This is a genomic window from Chitinophaga filiformis, assembly GCF_900102545.1.
Taxonomy (GTDB): domain Bacteria; phylum Bacteroidota; class Bacteroidia; order Chitinophagales; family Chitinophagaceae; genus Chitinophaga; species Chitinophaga filiformis.
Window position 1 is genome coordinate 527704 of record NZ_FNBN01000004.1, and the last position, 16859, is coordinate 544562.

The 16859-nt window shown below is 45.8% G+C and carries 12 protein-coding genes; 2 read left to right on the plus strand and 10 right to left on the minus strand.

Features of this window, described 5'->3' with window-relative positions; all coding sequences use genetic code 11:
* Positions 1-51: 51 nt before the first annotated feature.
* From BLR32_RS20005 to BLR32_RS20020, 4 genes are all read right to left on the minus strand, one after another.
* Positions 52-1704, minus strand: coding sequence for an AAA family ATPase (locus tag BLR32_RS20005; RefSeq protein ID WP_089834611.1), 1653 nt, complete (start codon positions 1702-1704; stop codon positions 52-54).
* A 110-nt stretch (positions 1705-1814) separates the two neighbouring features.
* Positions 1815-3329 carry a SusD/RagB family nutrient-binding outer membrane lipoprotein gene (locus BLR32_RS20010; RefSeq protein WP_089834612.1) on the minus strand — a complete coding sequence of 505 codons (1515 nt, stop codon included), beginning with the start codon at positions 3327-3329 and terminating at the stop codon, positions 1815-1817.
* Positions 3330-3348: 19 nt separating this feature from the next.
* Entirely contained in the window at positions 3349-6630 is a 3282-nt protein-coding gene (locus BLR32_RS20015) for a SusC/RagA family TonB-linked outer membrane protein (RefSeq protein WP_089834613.1), read from the minus strand.
* A gap of 90 nt (positions 6631-6720) precedes the next feature.
* A complete protein-coding gene (locus tag BLR32_RS20020) occupies positions 6721-7722 on the minus strand; it encodes an NAD(P)H-dependent glycerol-3-phosphate dehydrogenase (RefSeq protein WP_089834614.1) in 1002 nt (333 codons plus the stop codon).
* A 161-nt stretch (positions 7723-7883) separates the two neighbouring features.
* Between BLR32_RS20020 and BLR32_RS20025 the strand changes: the two genes are divergently transcribed.
* Complete coding sequence (locus BLR32_RS20025) at positions 7884-8900, plus strand: hypothetical protein (protein WP_089834615.1); 1017 nt, start codon at positions 7884-7886, stop codon at positions 8898-8900.
* A gap of 247 nt (positions 8901-9147) precedes the next feature.
* Here the strand turns inward: BLR32_RS20025 and BLR32_RS20030 are convergent, their stop codons facing one another.
* Complete coding sequence (locus BLR32_RS20030; RefSeq protein WP_245705472.1) at positions 9148-9501, minus strand: glycoside hydrolase domain-containing protein; 354 nt, start codon at positions 9499-9501, stop codon at positions 9148-9150.
* Positions 9502-9603: 102 nt separating this feature from the next.
* Positions 9604-9885: a hypothetical protein gene (locus BLR32_RS20035; protein WP_089834617.1), complete on the minus strand. Its 282-nt coding sequence runs from the start codon at positions 9883-9885 to the stop codon at positions 9604-9606.
* Between the two features lie 213 nt (positions 9886-10098).
* On the opposite strand from BLR32_RS20035, the gene BLR32_RS20040 reads away from it, so the two are divergent.
* The gene (locus BLR32_RS20040; RefSeq protein ID WP_089834618.1) at positions 10099-10653 is read left to right on the plus strand and encodes an RNA polymerase sigma factor; all 555 of its coding nucleotides are present in this window, start codon (positions 10099-10101) and stop codon (positions 10651-10653) included.
* A 94-nt stretch (positions 10654-10747) separates the two neighbouring features.
* Here BLR32_RS20040 and BLR32_RS20045 read toward each other — a convergent pair whose 3' ends face one another.
* The 4 genes from BLR32_RS20045 to BLR32_RS20060 form a co-directional block, all read right to left on the minus strand.
* Entirely contained in the window at positions 10748-12103 is a 1356-nt protein-coding gene (locus BLR32_RS20045; RefSeq protein ID WP_089834619.1) for an efflux RND transporter periplasmic adaptor subunit, read from the minus strand.
* A 33-nt stretch (positions 12104-12136) separates the two neighbouring features.
* Positions 12137-13591: a TolC family protein gene (locus tag BLR32_RS20050; RefSeq protein ID WP_176842358.1), complete on the minus strand. Its 1455-nt coding sequence runs from the start codon at positions 13589-13591 to the stop codon at positions 12137-12139.
* Between the two features lie 169 nt (positions 13592-13760).
* Positions 13761-14423 (minus strand): ABC transporter ATP-binding protein, encoded by a 663-nt coding sequence (locus BLR32_RS20055; protein ID WP_089834621.1) that lies wholly within the window; start codon positions 14421-14423, stop codon positions 13761-13763.
* A 73-nt stretch (positions 14424-14496) separates the two neighbouring features.
* Complete coding sequence (locus tag BLR32_RS20060) at positions 14497-16839, minus strand: ABC transporter permease (RefSeq protein ID WP_089834622.1); 2343 nt, start codon at positions 16837-16839, stop codon at positions 14497-14499.
* Positions 16840-16859 lie beyond the last annotated feature (20 nt).

Sequence of the window (16859 nt, forward strand, 5' to 3'; positions counted from 1 at the left end):
GCCTTATATCATGGCAACCTTGTCGGATCATGCCGGCAAGGCTGCTTCCTTTTAACTAATTAATGCTTTCACCTGAGCCTTAAACCAAGCCGTTTTGGCCAGATCAGATTTTGATGCATTCTGACGCTGAGGCAAGCTGGTACAGTAAGTTTTCATCGGAAGCACCTTATAATAACGATCAAATTCATCGCTATTCAAGCAACCCGCTATAATAGCTGCCTGCTCCATATTCTCTCCTTTATTTTTAAACCTATTTTGCAAAGATTTCCCATTAAAAGTGGGTTCTCCAAAATATGGATATTCAGTTCTTTTTAAACTTAAAGAAGGAATAATACCATCCTTACAGGCATTTTTGGCCTTAGTTAGATCACTTATATAATTTTCTTTAGAAAAGTCTTCCTTTATACCAGCATAATATTCTTGCAGATTATCAGGATGGTATAAATAGTTTTCAATGCTGTAATAATCTAGTATAAACAGACCGGGATAGTTCTCTTTGATTAGGCGGATATCCTCATCAGTTAGGAAGTCTCTGTCAACAATACCTTTAAAATCAGTAGTTCTTACTTTATGAAAAACTCCGTTTCGATTATTTTCAGAAACAAATACCGTATTTTCTATGCCCGCAGTTGCATAGTACGCCCTGTCCATATTCTCAACAAAAAAAATCTGCATATGTTGAAAAAGAGACCCTAACATATCTTTGCTCACCGCAATTTCGTAAACATCAGGGTTGTCTTTAGACAATGGCACCAACACCTGAGGCTTATCAAAATCAAGATTGTCCAGATCTATGATTACAGCCTCTGAAGATTTATTAGCATATTCAATAAACCCTAATGAATGACTGGCTGTCCAAAACTGACACTTTGGAGGTATCCAGTTTTCCACGATTTCTTTAATTAGATTATACTGTAAAGTAGTATTCAAATGGAGATCAATCTCATCCATAAAGTAGACGGTATCTTGATAATACTCCCCCCTGGCGATAAGGTTGATGAGTATAATGAACACCTCCTTTTCTCCGGCACTTAAATAATTATAGTGAAAAGCCGAATTCCCCTTTTTGAAAGTGATTTCGGCTACTTTTCCCTCAAAAGGCGGAATAATAGCGGTAAGCGTCAACCGTGTTCCGTTCTCTTTATTAAAAATCCGAAAAAGTGCCTCATTTATAGGGTTAATAATCTTCTCTTTAATCTCCGACCGTTCTTCATTTGTATTAAAAAAATCTCTCAATAACCTAGCGAAAATATGTTCCAGATCATTTTCGAATCGTTCATCCCTGTCAATAAAACTACGCGGCCGGTCGTCATCATTTGCTATGTTAAATCTGGCTTCGCCAATTCCTCTTTTTGTAAGCCTAGGAACTTGTCGGAAACTTGTTCGCCCGTAAAAGCTATTTTGGGCCAGCTTTCCGGATCTTATCAAACTATTATTGGATACCCCCTCGACACCGTATTCATGAGTTTCAATAAGAACTTCTAAACCGATATCATCAGCTTTACTCTTACTGTACTCTGCATGAGAAATGCCCGAGTGTTTGCCATTATGTCCAGCCAAATATTCAAACGCATCAAATACACTACTCTTACCACTCCCATTACTACCTGTAAGCAATACCAGGTTGGTATCCTTAGGTATATCCTGGATTGTTAGATCGGTAAACCTTTTAAAATTTTTGAGTTGTAACTTCTTAATGAACATAAATCAAAAATAACGTATTTAAACAGGTCTTCCATGCTTTTAAATGCAAGCAGCGCAGCAATTACCTTGTTAATCGGGTAATGCTGCGCTACAGACAATGCAAAAAGAAATCACTTCGCTATCCAGGGGCGCGTATTCAGGTCATCCGCACCCTGGCGGGTAACGGCTGTATTACGGTTAGTCCCGTTCAAGGATTGCTCTTTCTGAGGGTAAATAAATCTTACCGGCACCTTGCCGTTATTCAGGTTAGACGGTCCGGGCACGATCTCCGGCATACCGGTACGTTTCCAGTCAAACCAGGCTTCCAATCCATTGAAGTAATAAGCGATCCATTTCTGTAATGCGATCTTAGCCAGCTTCTCTGCCTGAGTACCAGTATAGGCAACAGCAGTCTGCGTCAGGTAATTTGCCGGCATCGTTACATCAATACCATATTGAGATGGCACGATGTTCTTCCAATAGTTAAAGTTGGCAGTGATCCCATTGGCATAATAAGTAGCCGCATCGCCAGTGGAGATCATGTTACGCTCCCTTGCTTCCGCCAGGGTGAATTGCAATTCCGCATAAGTCATGAGTAAGGCTCTTGGAGCTGCGGGGTCTGGTGGGGCCTGACCGATGTCATTACATACCAGGCAGGCAAAAGTATAACCTACCCTGGATACGCCCTGTACACCGCCATTATATTTCAACGCATCAGCGTCGTTTAAGCCATTCGGAATACCGGATATTACCGGCGTACCATCAGCTACAGACTTCTGTGTCGGACGACCAAACACTTTCAATCGCGGATCACCCAGTGTTGTCAGACGGTCAACCAGCGTCTTACTCACCCTGAACTCATCAAATGAACCTACACGGGCAGTATACATCGGCCATTGGTTAGGGGCGGCAGACAGGTATTTTAGTTCCGCATTGTCTTCATTACCGGTGAATACAGGATAAGTAGTAGCATCCGCAAGAATAGCAGCCATCTCCGCACTCACATCCTTCTGTTTTGACAAACGCAGCAGATAACGCAGACGCAGGGAATTCGCCAGCTTACGCCATCTCAGGATAGCAATAGCACCACCACCATACAGGATATCTCCATCGAGATTAGGCGTCGCTTTAGCTAAAACAGTATTCGCAGTCCGCAGGTCTTTCAGGATACCTGCATAGATGTCTTCCTGCTTGTCATACTCCGGCTGATAAACACCTTCCAGCTTCGCTCTTCCTGCCTGTGAATAAGGTACATCACCATAAGCATCTGTTGCCTGGGCAAACATCCAGGACTTCAATACCAGAGAAACTCCCAGGTAAGGATTAGTAGAGTCAGTACCTACAGCAGTAAAGATGTTCTGCAGATTACGGTAGTTGTTATATACCACATCCCAGGTGCTGTTCTGCTCTCCCCAGAGGTAACGGTCTTCGTTCACAAACTGGATTTTCGCATGATGCTGTGCAACGATGTTGCCGATACCCCAGGCGGCATTCACCTGCTGGTTCATCATATTCCTGATCACACCGCTCAGCAGCAGATCAGGCGTTACATTGGTGGGGCTGTTTTCGTTAGTGTTCGTTTCACTAAAGTCCTGCGTGCAGGCGGATAAAAGGCCGGCTAGTAAAAATATCTTAAAGAATTTCATAATTGCTTGTTTAGGATGATCATAATTTGAAGCTCAGGTTCACACCGTAACTACGGCTGCTCGGTAAACTCATGTACTCAATACCTGGTAATGCAGTACCTCCGGAATAAGACATCACCTCAGGATCTACGTGTGGTACATTATCCCACAGGAAGAGGTTACGACCTACCAGCGATACGTTCATACCCTTAATGATCCCCTTCTTGAAAGAACCCGGGAAGGAATAACCGATCTGCAGTTCACGCAGCTTCACAAAAGATGCATCATACATCACACCCTCCGCTATATTACGACCTCCGGTCCAGGCACTATGCCACTCACGTACTGCTACCTTGGTGGTATTCTGGATGAAAGCACCGTCAGCAGTCTGCACTACACCATAACCAATTACACCATTACCTGGTTTGGTAATATCATAACCATCTGCACGGCCTTCCAGTGTTTCCTTGATGATACCGCCTTCACGACCCACGGTCTGCGTATGGGAATAAAGCTTACCACCATGACGGATATCGAACAGGGCACTCAGTCTTACACCTTTATAAGTGAAGCTGTTACCAACACCCATCAGCCAGTCAGGATTATAGTTACCCAGTCTGATTCTCTCTGTAGTCGCTACCGGACGACCATTCGCTGCAAATACCATCTGACCCGTGAACTTACCGCTCGGATCATAGTATGCCGCCTTAGGATCTGAGCTCTGTACTCTGGCGAAACCGATACCGTACAGATCACCCATACGCTCTCCTACCCTCGCTTCTACAGATACGCTCCTGTCAGCCATCACATAGTTCTTCAGACCATCAGTCAATTCCAGTACCTTACTACGGTTGGTGGAAAAATTCACATAAGCATCCCAGGCGAAGTTTTTAGTTTTCACCGGAGTGACATTCAGCATCACTTCCCAACCATGGTTACGGATAGAACCAGCATTGATCACACGTGTTTCGTAACCGCTGGTGTTGGATAAAGGAATATTCAGGATCTGGTTCTTGGTATTACTCTGATAGTAAGTCACATCCAGTCCAATCCTGTTCTGCCAGAAGCGGATGTCTGTACCAAATTCAAACGCAGAGCTGATCTCTGGTTTCAGGTTCAGGTTAGATAAACGGTTGGTCTCTTCATATACCTGATATGCACCATAAGGATCGCTACGGTTGAAGGTCTGTGTAAACGCAAAAGGATCAGTATCATTACCTACCTGCGCGAAGCTGGCTCTTAGTTTAGCGAAGCTGATCACAGCAGGCAGTTTGATCATATCACTGATAATACCGCTCAACGCTACCGAAGAATAGAAATAAGAGTTCTGCTCACTTCCGAAAGCTTTCAGATCTTCTGGTAAGGTCAGAGCACTGCTCCAGTCATTACGACCGGTTACATCCAGGAAGAGTTTGTTCTTATAAGAAACACCTGCAGAACCGTACAAACTGTTGATACGTTTACCAACATTATTCTGGTTATTCACCAGCGCGATCCTGGAGTTGGTCAGGCGATAGATACCCGGCAGGTTTAATTGTCCTGCGATATCTTCATTGAAACGGGAGGTCTGACGCATCTGGTTACCACCCAGGGTAGCATTCACAGAGAAGTCGCTGTTGATCTCTTTGTTCGCAGTGAACAGGAAGTCGGTGTTACGCTCCTGGTTGATGATGTTCACCTCGCGGTACTCGCCAAATGGGAAACGCTGAGTACTGAATGCCCTGCGGTATTCCCTGCGCTCGCTGCTCCAGTCGGTAGCAGTACGCACCTGCAGATTCAGCCAGTTGGTGAGATCATATCTTAAGATGACATTACCAATTATACGGTCGTAAAACTGACCATTGGTATTCTGGTAAACAGTAAAATACGGGTTATCGTGATAGTTATAGTTCCAGTTGTATTGCTGTTTGCCATCCAGACCATGCATCCAGAGACGTTTCAGATCGCTTACACGTACAGAAGCAGGTAACCAGCAGTTGAACAGATACATAATGCTTTCTGTACCATAGCTGATAGAAGGACGGTTGTCACTTTCTCCCTTGATATAACTTACAAAAGCCCTTGCAGTGAATTTAGGCGTCAGGTGATAGCCAGCAGAAAAACTGGTAGTATGCCTGTCGAGGCCTGTATTAGGAACGATACCCTTCTGGTGCAGGTTGGTATAACTCAGACGGAAATCGCCGTTGTCATTACCACCTACCACGGCTACGTTATTGGTAATAGTATTCCCGGTTTGCAGGAAGTTCTTCAGATTATCATTGTCAGGCAGCCATGCAGAAGGCGTGATCACACTACCTGCCGGTGCATTCATATCACCACCGGTATAAGGAATAGCCTGGCCATTCAGGGTACGGGGAGAATTGAACTGCGGAAACAGCTGTCCTTTGAAAGCAGGTCCCCAGCCTTCGTCAGTACCATCAGATAAACCGGCGCCACCACCGTTTACAAAGGCGAAATCACCACCACTGGCGTTACCCTGACCATATGTTTTCTGGTATTCAGGCAGCTTCAGGGCTGATTCAAAAGTGGCATTGCTGTTCACTTCCACACCCATACCTTTCTGTTTCTTGCCTGATTTGGTTTTGATCATCACCACGCCATTCGCAGCGCGGGAACCATACAATGCCGCAGCAGCAGGGCCTTTCAGTACACTCATGCTTTCCACATCATCCGGATTGATAAAGCTGGCGCCGTTACCGAAATCCACTTCCAGGTTGTTACTACCAGATCCGCCGTTGATGGCATTGCTGATAGGTACACCATCCACTACATACAGTGGCTGGTTCTTGTTCAGGTCTACTGAACGCTCACCACGAACAGATACCCTGGCGGAACCACCTACTCCTGAAGGACTTCCAATCACAGTCACACCAGCTACTTTACCAGCCAGCTGATTCACGATGTTGGATTCCCTGGCCACGGTCAGGTCTTCGCCTTTTACTTCCTGGATAGCGTATCCAAGCTTTTTACGCTCTTTTTTGATACCCAGCGCAGTTACCACCACCTCTCCCAGTCCCCTGGTATCGGTGGCCAGTACGATGCTGGCAGCAGCGGAAGCTTTCACTTCCTGCGTAGTGAAGCCAATGCTACTAATAATAAGAATGTCGTCATTGCCGGCGGAGAGATTGAAATTACCGGCATTGTCTGTAATGGTCTTTCTGGCAGCACCTTTTACTTGTACGGTAGCTCCAGGTAATGGTTGCCTGTCATCTCCGGATATTACTTTCCCGGTGATGACCTGCTGGGCCATCACTCCAAAGGAAAATAAAAGGAGGAAAATGCCTGCAAGAAATGTCTTCAGGCGCAGACTGGTTGCGGTCATAGCAGAATATTAGGTTTAAGTAAGTTGTTATTCTGCTACGAAGATTACAATCCAATCTTATCAAGGCTTTAACAAAGCGTTAACAATCAGTTAAATAAATCCCTTTTCCAGAGACAGGAAAACTTCACGGGGATTTAAGTGCTGCCATAACATTGTATAAACCGCCTGAGCCACAGGCATGTAAGCGCCTACTTCCATGTTCATTTCAAATAAACATTTGCTGGCATAGTAACCTTCGGCGACCATATTCAGTTCTAATTGAGCGGCTTTCACGGAATAACCCTTACCGATCATATTGCCGAAGGTGCGGTTACGGCTGTGGAGGGAATAACAGGTTACCAGCAGATCGCCCAGGTAGGCGCTGGCGTTGTAATTATGTGTACCTGCTTCTGTATGGTCTTTTCCATAGGCATCCAGGAACTGCTGCATTTCCCTGAAGCAGTTGGTAATATATACACTGAGGAAGTTATCGCCATATTCCAGGCCATGGGCAATACCTGCCCCCATCGCATAAATATTCTTCAGCACCGCTGCCAGTTGCACCCCTATTACGTCGCGGTTCACAATCGTTTGCAGGTAACTGTTAGTGAACATATCTGCTATGGCCTGTGCAGACTTTTCCTGCAAGCCTGAGAACGTCAGGTAAGACAGTTTTTCATTCGCCACTTCTTCCGCATGACAAGGTCCCGTAATCGCAAAATACTGTTCCAGGGGAAGATCGAACATCTCAGATAGATAATCATTGATCAGCAGGTTACTGCCCGGCACAAGTCCTTTCACGGCTGAAACGACCTTCTTGCCCTTCAGCGCCTCCGGCGATAATTGCAGCATTACTTCTTCCAGGAAAGCAGAAGGCACTGCCAACACCAGTACATCACAGGCAGCTACCACCTGTTCCAGGTTGCTGCTCAGATCTACTAAAGTGGTATCAAAATATACTGAGGTGAGATAATGCCTGTTATGATGACGCAGCTGCATGTAACGGATCGTATCTTCATTCCTGATCCACCAGGAGATCCTGTTCCCATTATCCGTTAAAATCTTGGCTAACGCTGTCGCCCAACTGCCGCTGCCTATAATACCTGCTTTCACGTATCTATTTCTTTTTCCGCAAAGTAAGGAATTTACGGGCGAATATTACCATATCGTTAAGCCGTTCCCGCCAATGGTTAAAATGCCCCGGCTGTGAAACTTATTCCCGTAGTCCCTCATTATCCCGGCACTATTCATTAAAAGACAACAATTGCGAACCTATGAAGACGCTCCTCCACAAACTGAGCCTGCCAGCGCTCCTATTCGTGCTGGCATCCACGATCCTCGTTTCCTGTAGCAAAGAAGATGTACAGAAAATGAAACCCGAAACGCTCGGCGCCACACAGGCTGCTGCCGTAAACTTCAATGAAGAACTGGCTTACCGCTGGGCGCCTGTTCACTACCAGGACGTTGACCAAACTGGCGATTACGCCGTTGGTGGTAAAGCCGACTATATCACCGCTATCAATTTCGACGGTGACTGGGTTGGTACCAACAACTGGAACAACATTGCAGGTAACTACGCCGCTGCAGCCAATGTATATTATTCAGTAGCTGAAACCAGCACACACTGGTTTATCAACTACGCGTTCTTCCACCCACGCGACTGGACAGATAACCCTTTCGGTTACTACCTGGACCAGCATGAGAACGACTTCGAAGGTATCGAGGTGGTGATCAGAAAAGACGGTTCTACCTATGGTGCCCTGCAGGCTATGGTAACCACTTTCCACAGAGATTTCTATAGCTACACCGTTTCCGGTAGCTCATGGCAGAACAACCACGAGACCAACGACGGTACCCTCACTATGGAAACTTACAACAACGAATCTCACCCTACTACCGGTCATGAAGCGAAAGGCCACGGTCTGAAGGCTTACCCATATGTGAACATCGTTGGCGATGGTATCCGCTATGTGCCAGGCCGCACTGCCGGTGTTCCAACCGGTCCGGACGACCGTAACGTATCCTACAAACTGGTCGACATTTTTGAAGCCGGTGGTTTATGGGAACAGCGTAACAACACCCAGCTGTTTAACAGCCCTTCAGGCGGTCTGGTGAGCAGCTACGGCGATGGTGGCGCTAATGCTCCATGGGCATGGAATGACGGTGATGATGGAGATGTTCAAAGCGGTGAGATCGCAACTGATCCTGCCAAGATGTTCAACATCTACTACAAGAACCTGGGTACGTTCGATCTGACCTATATCCGTAACCAGTACAAGGGATTAAACTGATTCTAAACCGCTCGGGTAATTGAGGCTACTCATATATAAGCTGTAGGTAACCTACATATACCCCATATATAACCCATATCTCTATAAATATGGGTTATATATGGGTCATATATGGCTTATATATGGGTTATATATGGGTTATCTCACCGAATACGCTATGGTAGGGCCCTCACAAAGAGTGTTTGAAAAGCTATAGATGTACACTCTTTGTTATCAGATAATTGTATAAATGCAGAATATCCTATATCTATTGTTGGCGGCCAATTTCTGCGATACATTTGTTACCCAGCCCCTGTTTCTCATCCGGCTTATCGCCTGTCACGATTTCCAGTTTTCCACCACTCGTGATCTCTGCATGAGTGATCCAGTTACGGTCCGGTTTCTTGCGGTTCAACCATACTTCATGGATGTAGACATTCCGGTCGCTGAAATTCCTTACATGAACGGAGAAGGGTTTGCCGCCCAGCCATTGCCATTCCATTGACTCAAACAGCGGCACATTAAGGTAGTATACCGGCGATCCTATACAGGCTGGGAAAATACCGGATACCAGCACAAACCAGGAAGACAAAGTACCGGCATCGTCGTCATACAAAAGCAAAAGCCCTAAATATATATAGCACACAGCCCGCATATAACAGTTAACTGTTACAGGCGGGCTGTTAAATATATATTATCAGTATTTGCTCCTGATGAGGTGTATTTACTCGGCTGATTTTGTTGTAGCCTCGGCTTTAGCAGGTTTTGCTGGTTTGGTAGCTTTCTTGGCTACTTTCTTCTTGGCAATCGCTTTCTTTTTAGGTTTGTCTAACCCTTTGCTCAACAGTTTTGCAGCCTTCCTGATCCTGTTCCTGAACTTAGTATCTCCCAGTTCAGCTTTCAGGTCAGTTAATAAGAGGTCGAGTTTCTTTTCAATGGTGGTGCGTGCTTCTTTACGTGATGCTTTAGCGGGCTTTGCAGCCTTCGCGGTATCTGTACTTGACATAGTCTTTAAGTCGTTATTTTATTTGATAACATAAATTTAATGTTAAATTAACACAGGCCAATGTTAAGTTTTTGCAGGTAGTGACGCAATCTCACAATATCCCGGTTGTCTATAATCGACAACGCGCCCTCCAATGTTAAGTCTTCATGATAATTTGACATCCCTCTTCCTCCATGCGGCTCCTTCTGCTATTTTTAGCAGCCGCCAGGAAATATGACAACAGATCAACCCGAGACACTACCAGATATCCTTCACCTGGGAGAGTCGCCCGCCTTTGAAAGCCTTTTTAACACTTACTGGGAATCCCTATACCAGTATACAGCCCGTGTATTGTGCAGTGAGGCCGATGCACAGGACCTGATCCAGGATCTCTTTACAGATCTCTGGGAGAGAAGGCATACCCTGCGTATTACTTCCCACATCCGCTATTACCTGTTCAGCGCTGCCAGAAAGGCAATACTCCGTAAGTTCAGGGACGACGGGGTGAAGGAAAAACACCTGGAAAGGTTTGCGCAGTACAAAGAACAGGGTACTGAACTCACTATGAGCACTATCATTCACAAAGACATGATCGCCCAGTTACAGGATGATCTGCAGGCACTTCCTGAAAAGGAACGGCAGGTATTTGCCTGGTCGCATTTTGATGAATTAAGCATCCGGGAGATTGCATCGAAGACGGGAACAGCTGAACAAACCGTACGCAACCAGTTAAACAGCGCGTATCGGAAAGCGCGCCGGGTGATGAATAAACTATTGATTGTTCTATAGATCCTGTTATACCTATACCATTTAACCATTTACGAACACAAAAAAAAGCGGCCCCGTTTCTACGAGGCCGCCCTTTCTTTATGCTGGAATATCTTTACTTACCAGTGTTTTCAAACAGTTCTTTCTTCGGTACCACTCTTACCTTTTTACCCTGGTCAAGGTCTTTGGACACAGCGGAATAAGGAGCGCTGATCACTTTGTCGCCGGGTTTCAGGCCAGACAGTACTTCGATGTGGGCATCATCCTGCACACCGGTGGTTACAGTCACCAGTTTCACCGTCTTATCTGGCTGCAGTACGAAAACAACTTCTTTCAGGTCTTTACCAGTTTCCTTTGCAGCTGCCAGATCTTCTTTCTTAGCACCTACTGCTTTGGAACTGTCAATGATATCGCGGGTGGTCACTGCGTTGATAGGCACTGCCAGTACATTGTTCTTCCTGCGGGTCTGGATATCTACGCTAGCGCTCATACCCGGGCGGAAAGGGAAGTTCTTCGGATGAGCAGGATCGATCAGATCCTTATAGCTGTCCGGCAGAATGCGGATATGTACGATATAGCTGGTTACCTGTTCTGCAGAAGAAGTTGAGGTAGAGGTACTGGTAGCCGCACCTTTGCTGGAGCTGGCTATCTGTGTTACAATACCTTTGAATTTACGGTCGCTGTAGGCGTCTACTTCTACGATAGCCGTATCATTATACTTTACACGGGGAATATCATTTTCTCCTACATCCACCTGCACTTCCATGATATTCAGATCAGCAATACGCATGATCTCTGTACCACTCATCTGACCCGTACCTACCACGCGTTCGCCTTTCTTGACAGGCAGCAGAGATACCACACCACTCATTGGCGCCACGATAGTAGTACGTTTGAGGTTGGTGTTAGCTTCTGTCAATCCTGCCTTTGCGCTCTGCACCGCAAAACGGTTACTATTCACCTGCTCAGCAGCAGCGTTATAATCTGCCAGGGCGGAACGGTAAGTAGCTTCGGCTGTTTCGAATTCACTGCGTGACACTACTTTCTGTGCCAGCAGTTCCTTGTTACGGTCATAAGCAGCTTTGCTCTGTTCCAGTTTGGCTTTGAAAGCATTCAATGAAGCAGCGTAATTGGCCAGCTGGGCTTGTGCCTGGCTGAGGGAAGCAGTAGCCTTATCGCGTACAGAGCCGTATACATCGGCATAGATACGCGCCAGCACCTGTCCTTTTTGCACGGAATCTCCTTCCAGTACAGGGAGGTCTACAATTTCACCGGATACGTCAGAGCTGACCTTTACTTCTGTTTCAGGGTAGATCTTACCGCTGGCAGAAACCACCTCTATAATAGTTTTTTGAGCGGCATCATCTACTGCCACTTTAATGCTGTCGTCCTTGCCGGCTTTACTTACGGCCACAATGACAACCAACAAAATAATGATCCCCAAGATCCAGAAAAGTGTCTTTCTCTTCATATAAAACGGCGTATTTCAAAAGGAAGGGAGCTGCTACAGAGAGACTTTCTGATCTCTGTAAAACTCCAGTAGTTTCATTCTAAATATATATTCGTATTGGGCTGATACCTTATCAATCTGAGCTCGGAACAGGTTGTTTTGGGTAGTAATATAGTCAATTGTATTCATTAAACCCAGATCGAACCGCTTGGTGGCAAAATCGTACGCACGCTGGGAAGACTCCACACCTTTCGATGCTGCGGAAAACTTCTGAATAGCTGCCATCGCGTTGGCATGGGCAGTATAAATATCCCTGCGTAATTGCTGAAGGTCCTGGTCCAATGTCAGCTTTTGCGTTTCAATATTCAGTCTGGCCTGCTTTACTGCTGTTCTCTGTTGCCATCCATTCAGGATAGGAATATTCAGCGAAAGGCCTACCGACTGACGGAAGTTGTTGTTGATCTGATCGCTGAACGGAATGGTAACCAGTTTATAACTAGGCGTCTGACCATTCGCTTTTACCGTATAGGTGGTTCCACCTATTGCTACCTCACCAATATCCTGAGAATAAGGCGTATATCCTGTAATTACCTGGTTTTTCGCACTGTTGGCGTAACTGGTGTTCAGGTTACCGGATGCAGACAGGCTTGGATACAACAGCCCTTTCTGGGAGGCCAAAGTACGCTCCTGTGATTTTATCCTTAACAGGTCTCCTTTTATTCCGGGATTGTTTGTCTGCGCCGCACTGAAAACCATTTCGGGGTCTACTTCATCCAGGCGGGGAATAGGTATTGATGTAACATCACCAGGTATCTGCGGCACATAAGGCACGTCAAATCCCAGGTTCAGATAGGCTTTCATTTCTAAGGTAGACATGATCACATTGTTCTGTGCTGTGATCAGGTTTACACTGTCATTCGCCAGTTTGGTTTCCAGGTCAGCCTGGTCACTTTCCGGTTTGGAACCGGCAATCACCAGTTTCTTAGTATTCTCCAGCTGGGAAGCGGTTAGTTTTACCTGCAGCTCGCTGATATGCACCTGTTCCATATTGAGCAGGATCTGTAAAAAAGCTGCCGCAATATTGAAGGCCACATTATTCTTAGCTCTCTCCAGGTAACGATTCTGTGCCTGTGCTTCATAACTGTTGGCGGCTATCAGGTTACGACGGTAGAACCAGTTGAAGATATTCACATTGGCACTCACCCCGGCGCCGAGGTTGAAATAAGACTGGGTAATGATCGTATTGGTATACGGGTCAATGTTACGGCCGGAACCATAAGTGGCCTGCACTCCTGTGCTGAGGGTAGGGATCTGCGCCAACTTGCTCTGCTGGTACGTCAATGCTGCAAAACGCTTTTGCACGTCTTGTTGCTTGATCGATATGTTGTTTGCCAGCGCATAATCTACAGAACGTTGCAGTGTCCAGGTGTCCTGCGCCTTAACGGTCGCAGAGTTAGCAAACAAGATGCACAGTGCCAGGATACATCCCGGGATTTTGGATATTTTCATGACCTTCCAAAAATATAATAATTGTGATGATAACATAAATAAATTCTTTATGAATGGCGTAAAATATTCTTAAACAAACAATTCCCGACACCGGGATCATTACCAGACCCAGTGCCTGCGCACAACAGCTTGATAAGATTACCTGACGTCGGGAATTACCTGTAAGAAATTATGCGATTTTCCCGTCACGGATCTGTATGATCCTGTGACCGTAAGTTGCATTAAGTTCGGAGTGCGTTACCTGAACTATCGTAATCTTATCTTTTTCGTTTAATTGCTTGAAAAGTTCCATGATCTCTTTCGCCTGGTCTGAATGAAGGTTACCTGTTGGTTCATCCGCCAGGATCACTTTGGGTTCTCCTACCAGTGCGCGGGCAATGCCCACCAGCTGCTGCTGTCCACCTGATAACTGATTAGGGAACAGGTCTTTCTTAGCCACAATATTGAAGCGGTCCAGGATATCGGCTACACGGCTTTTCCGTTCAGCTGCCGGCATGTTCTTATACAATAAGGGCGTCTCAATATTTTCATACACCGTCAGCTCGTCTATCAGATGGTAGGCCTGGAATACAAATCCTATAGCGCCACGGTGCAACTGCGTACGTTTCTTTTCATTCATTTTATGCACCGGCTCCCCGTCAAACAGGTACTCCCCCTGAGAAGGTTCTTCCAGTAATCCTAATATATGTAGCAGGGTAGATTTGCCGGAACCCGAAGGTCCCATAATAGATACAAACTCTCCTTCAAAGATTCTGAGATCAATATCTCTTAATATTTCGTTCTTACCAAATCCTACCGGATAATGCTTGGAGATATGCTTTAACTGTATCATTAGTATATGCTGTTTTAGTAGTTTAGCCGGCCCAGTCCTCCCCGGTTGCCGGTCGTTTATGTTTCAATATAATCTATTCTGTTCTTAATGCCTTTACAGGATTCATGGATGCCGCTTTTACTGATTGTATACTCACAGTTAGCAGCGCTATCACAATGGCAATCATACCTGCCAGCAGATAAATCCACCAGTCCATTGATATCCGGTAAGTATAATTCTCCAGCCATTTCATCATAACGTACCAGGCTATGGGACTTGCTACCAGGATAGCTATCAGCACCGGTTTCAGGAACTCTTTTGACAGCAGCACCGTTACCTGCGCAATGCCGGCTCCCAGTACCTTGCGGATACCTATTTCCTTCTTTCTGCGGGCGGCAGCAAATACAGACAATCCTAACAGACCAAGACAACTGATGATAATAGCCAGCGTTGCAAATACGTTGATCAATGCTCCCAGTACCTGTTCGTAGGCGTATTTACGTTTGTATGTCTCGTCAACGAACGTATATTCAAATGGATAGTCTGGATTAAAAGAGTGGTATACCTTTTCTATCCGCTGCAGACATTCACTTACAGACAACTGCGGATTGAGCTTCATGGTGATACTACCTCTCCATGAGGGATTGAATGGAATAACAACAGGTGATGCCGGCATATAGGATTTCATCCATACAAAGTCTTTTACGATACCTACAATAGTTCTATCTTGTCCATTTATGCGTACCTGCTGTCCCAATACTGGCTCCTTAAGATGCATGGTCTTTACGGCGGTTTCATTCAGCATCAGCGACAGCGAATCGCCGGCAGAAAGGAAGTCGCGTCCTTCCTTTAAAGTAAGGCCAAACGTTGAGATGAAATGTTCTGTTGCTGTAACAACACCGAAATTGATATTCTCTTCACCAGCTAACTGACCTGGCCATTTCAGCGCCCACATACTGGCGCCGGCATTTGTGATGGGAGACATCAGCACACTCCCGTTCACAGCAGCACCAGACCTGATCGCTTCCTGCAGGAAGGCATCATAGTTTTCATAGACCTTTCCTTCCAGCTGTACATCTACCAGTCCTTTAGGATCATACCCTATCGGCTGGTTACGTATAAAGCTGATCTGCCTGTATATTACGATGGTTACAATGATTAATATAATAGCCAGGGTGAACTGGAACATCACCAACACCTGCCTTGGCCGGGAATTACCCCTGACCTCTACTAACCCTCCTTTCAATACCTTAATAGGTTTGAATGCAGACAATACAAAGGCGGGATAACTACCCGAGATGGCAGCGGTAAACAATGCCAGTATTATAATAGCCAGCCAGAAAGAGAGTGGCGCCTGTGATAACTTTAGCGAGCTTCCGGTAAGCGTATTAAATGTTGGCAGCATGCCCCACATCAGTAGCAACGCCAGTATGAGGGAGATCATTACGAGTAGCATCGACTCACTCATAAACTGCCCGATCAGCATTTTCCTGTTAGCCCCTACCGCCTTTCTCACACCTACTTCCCTGGCACGACGCTCACTCTGCGCTGTACTGAGATTCATAAAGTTCACACAGGCTATCAGCAGGATACCTAATCCCAGTAAAGCAAACAAACGTACAGATGCTATCTCTCCGCCGGTAATTTTACCTCCCTTTATCTCGCTATATAATCTCCATTTACTCATGCCATGCAGCAAAAGATAACTGGTAGCAGGAATAACTGCGCTCTGTTCGTGCAGTACATTCCTGATTTTGCGTTCAACTACTGCAGGATCGACCGCTGGCGGCAACTGTACAAATGTGTTAACACCAAAATTCCCCCATTCTTCGTTCCGCACCCATAACTCCATGCTTCTGAACAGGGCCCAGCTTGCTAAGTAGGAGAACTGAAAAGTAGAATTTCGGGGCGGGTCTTTTACCACTGCTGTAACAATCAACGGACGATGTATATCGACATTTACTATCTGGCCTACCGGCTCTGCATTGCCAAATAATTTCCGGGCGGTACTCTCCGTAAGAATAATGGAATTTTCTTCTGTCAGCTTTGCCTGTCCTTTTATAATCGGGAAGGTAAATACCTCCAGGAAGGTAGGATCGGCATAGAAACCTGACAGCTTTAAAGACTTGTCGCCCACTTTCAGCAAGTGAGGAGTCGGATAAGATGTGCGTATTACCTCTTTGATCTCCGGCGTACTCTTTTGCAGGAAAGGACCTAAAGGAACCGGCGTATTAGCGCCTCCATCATCCCCCACCTTCAGCTGATAGATATAGCGGTTATTTTTATGAAAGTCGTCATAACTGAACTGGAACAGAACGTACAGGATCAGCGTGAAACTTACGGCCATTCCAATGCCAAGGCCTGCCATATTAATGGAAGAGAACACGCGGTTCCTCCATAAATTCCTCCAGGCTATTTTCAGATAATTCTTTATCATAAAGTCGCTTTTTTTTAAGT

What these genes read in the sequence shown, in the direction of transcription:
- BLR32_RS20050 (WP_176842358.1), bottom strand. Translation starts at nt 13,591, where the DNA reads ATGAAAATATCCAAAATCCCGGGATGTATCCTGGCACTGTGCATCTTG.
- BLR32_RS20015 (WP_089834613.1), bottom strand. Translation starts at nt 6,630, where the DNA reads ATGACCGCAACCAGTCTGCGCCTGAAGACATTTCTTGCAGGCATTTTC.
- BLR32_RS20055 (WP_089834621.1), bottom strand. Translation starts at nt 14,423, where the DNA reads ATGATACAGTTAAAGCATATCTCCAAGCATTATCCGGTAGGATTTGGT.
- BLR32_RS20045 (WP_089834619.1), bottom strand. Translation starts at nt 12,103, where the DNA reads ATGAAGAGAAAGACACTTTTCTGGATCTTGGGGATCATTATTTTGTTG.
- BLR32_RS20060 (WP_089834622.1), bottom strand. Translation starts at nt 16,839, where the DNA reads ATGATAAAGAATTATCTGAAAATAGCCTGGAGGAATTTATGGAGGAAC.
- BLR32_RS20005 (WP_089834611.1), bottom strand. Translation starts at nt 1,704, where the DNA reads ATGTTCATTAAGAAGTTACAACTCAAAAATTTTAAAAGGTTTACCGAT.
- BLR32_RS20035 (WP_089834617.1), bottom strand. Translation starts at nt 9,885, where the DNA reads ATGTCAAGTACAGATACCGCGAAGGCTGCAAAGCCCGCTAAAGCATCA.
- BLR32_RS20025 (WP_089834615.1), top strand. Translation starts at nt 7,884, where the DNA reads ATGAAGACGCTCCTCCACAAACTGAGCCTGCCAGCGCTCCTATTCGTG.
- BLR32_RS20040 (WP_089834618.1), top strand. Translation starts at nt 10,099, where the DNA reads ATGACAACAGATCAACCCGAGACACTACCAGATATCCTTCACCTGGGA.
- BLR32_RS20010 (WP_089834612.1), bottom strand. Translation starts at nt 3,329, where the DNA reads ATGAAATTCTTTAAGATATTTTTACTAGCCGGCCTTTTATCCGCCTGC.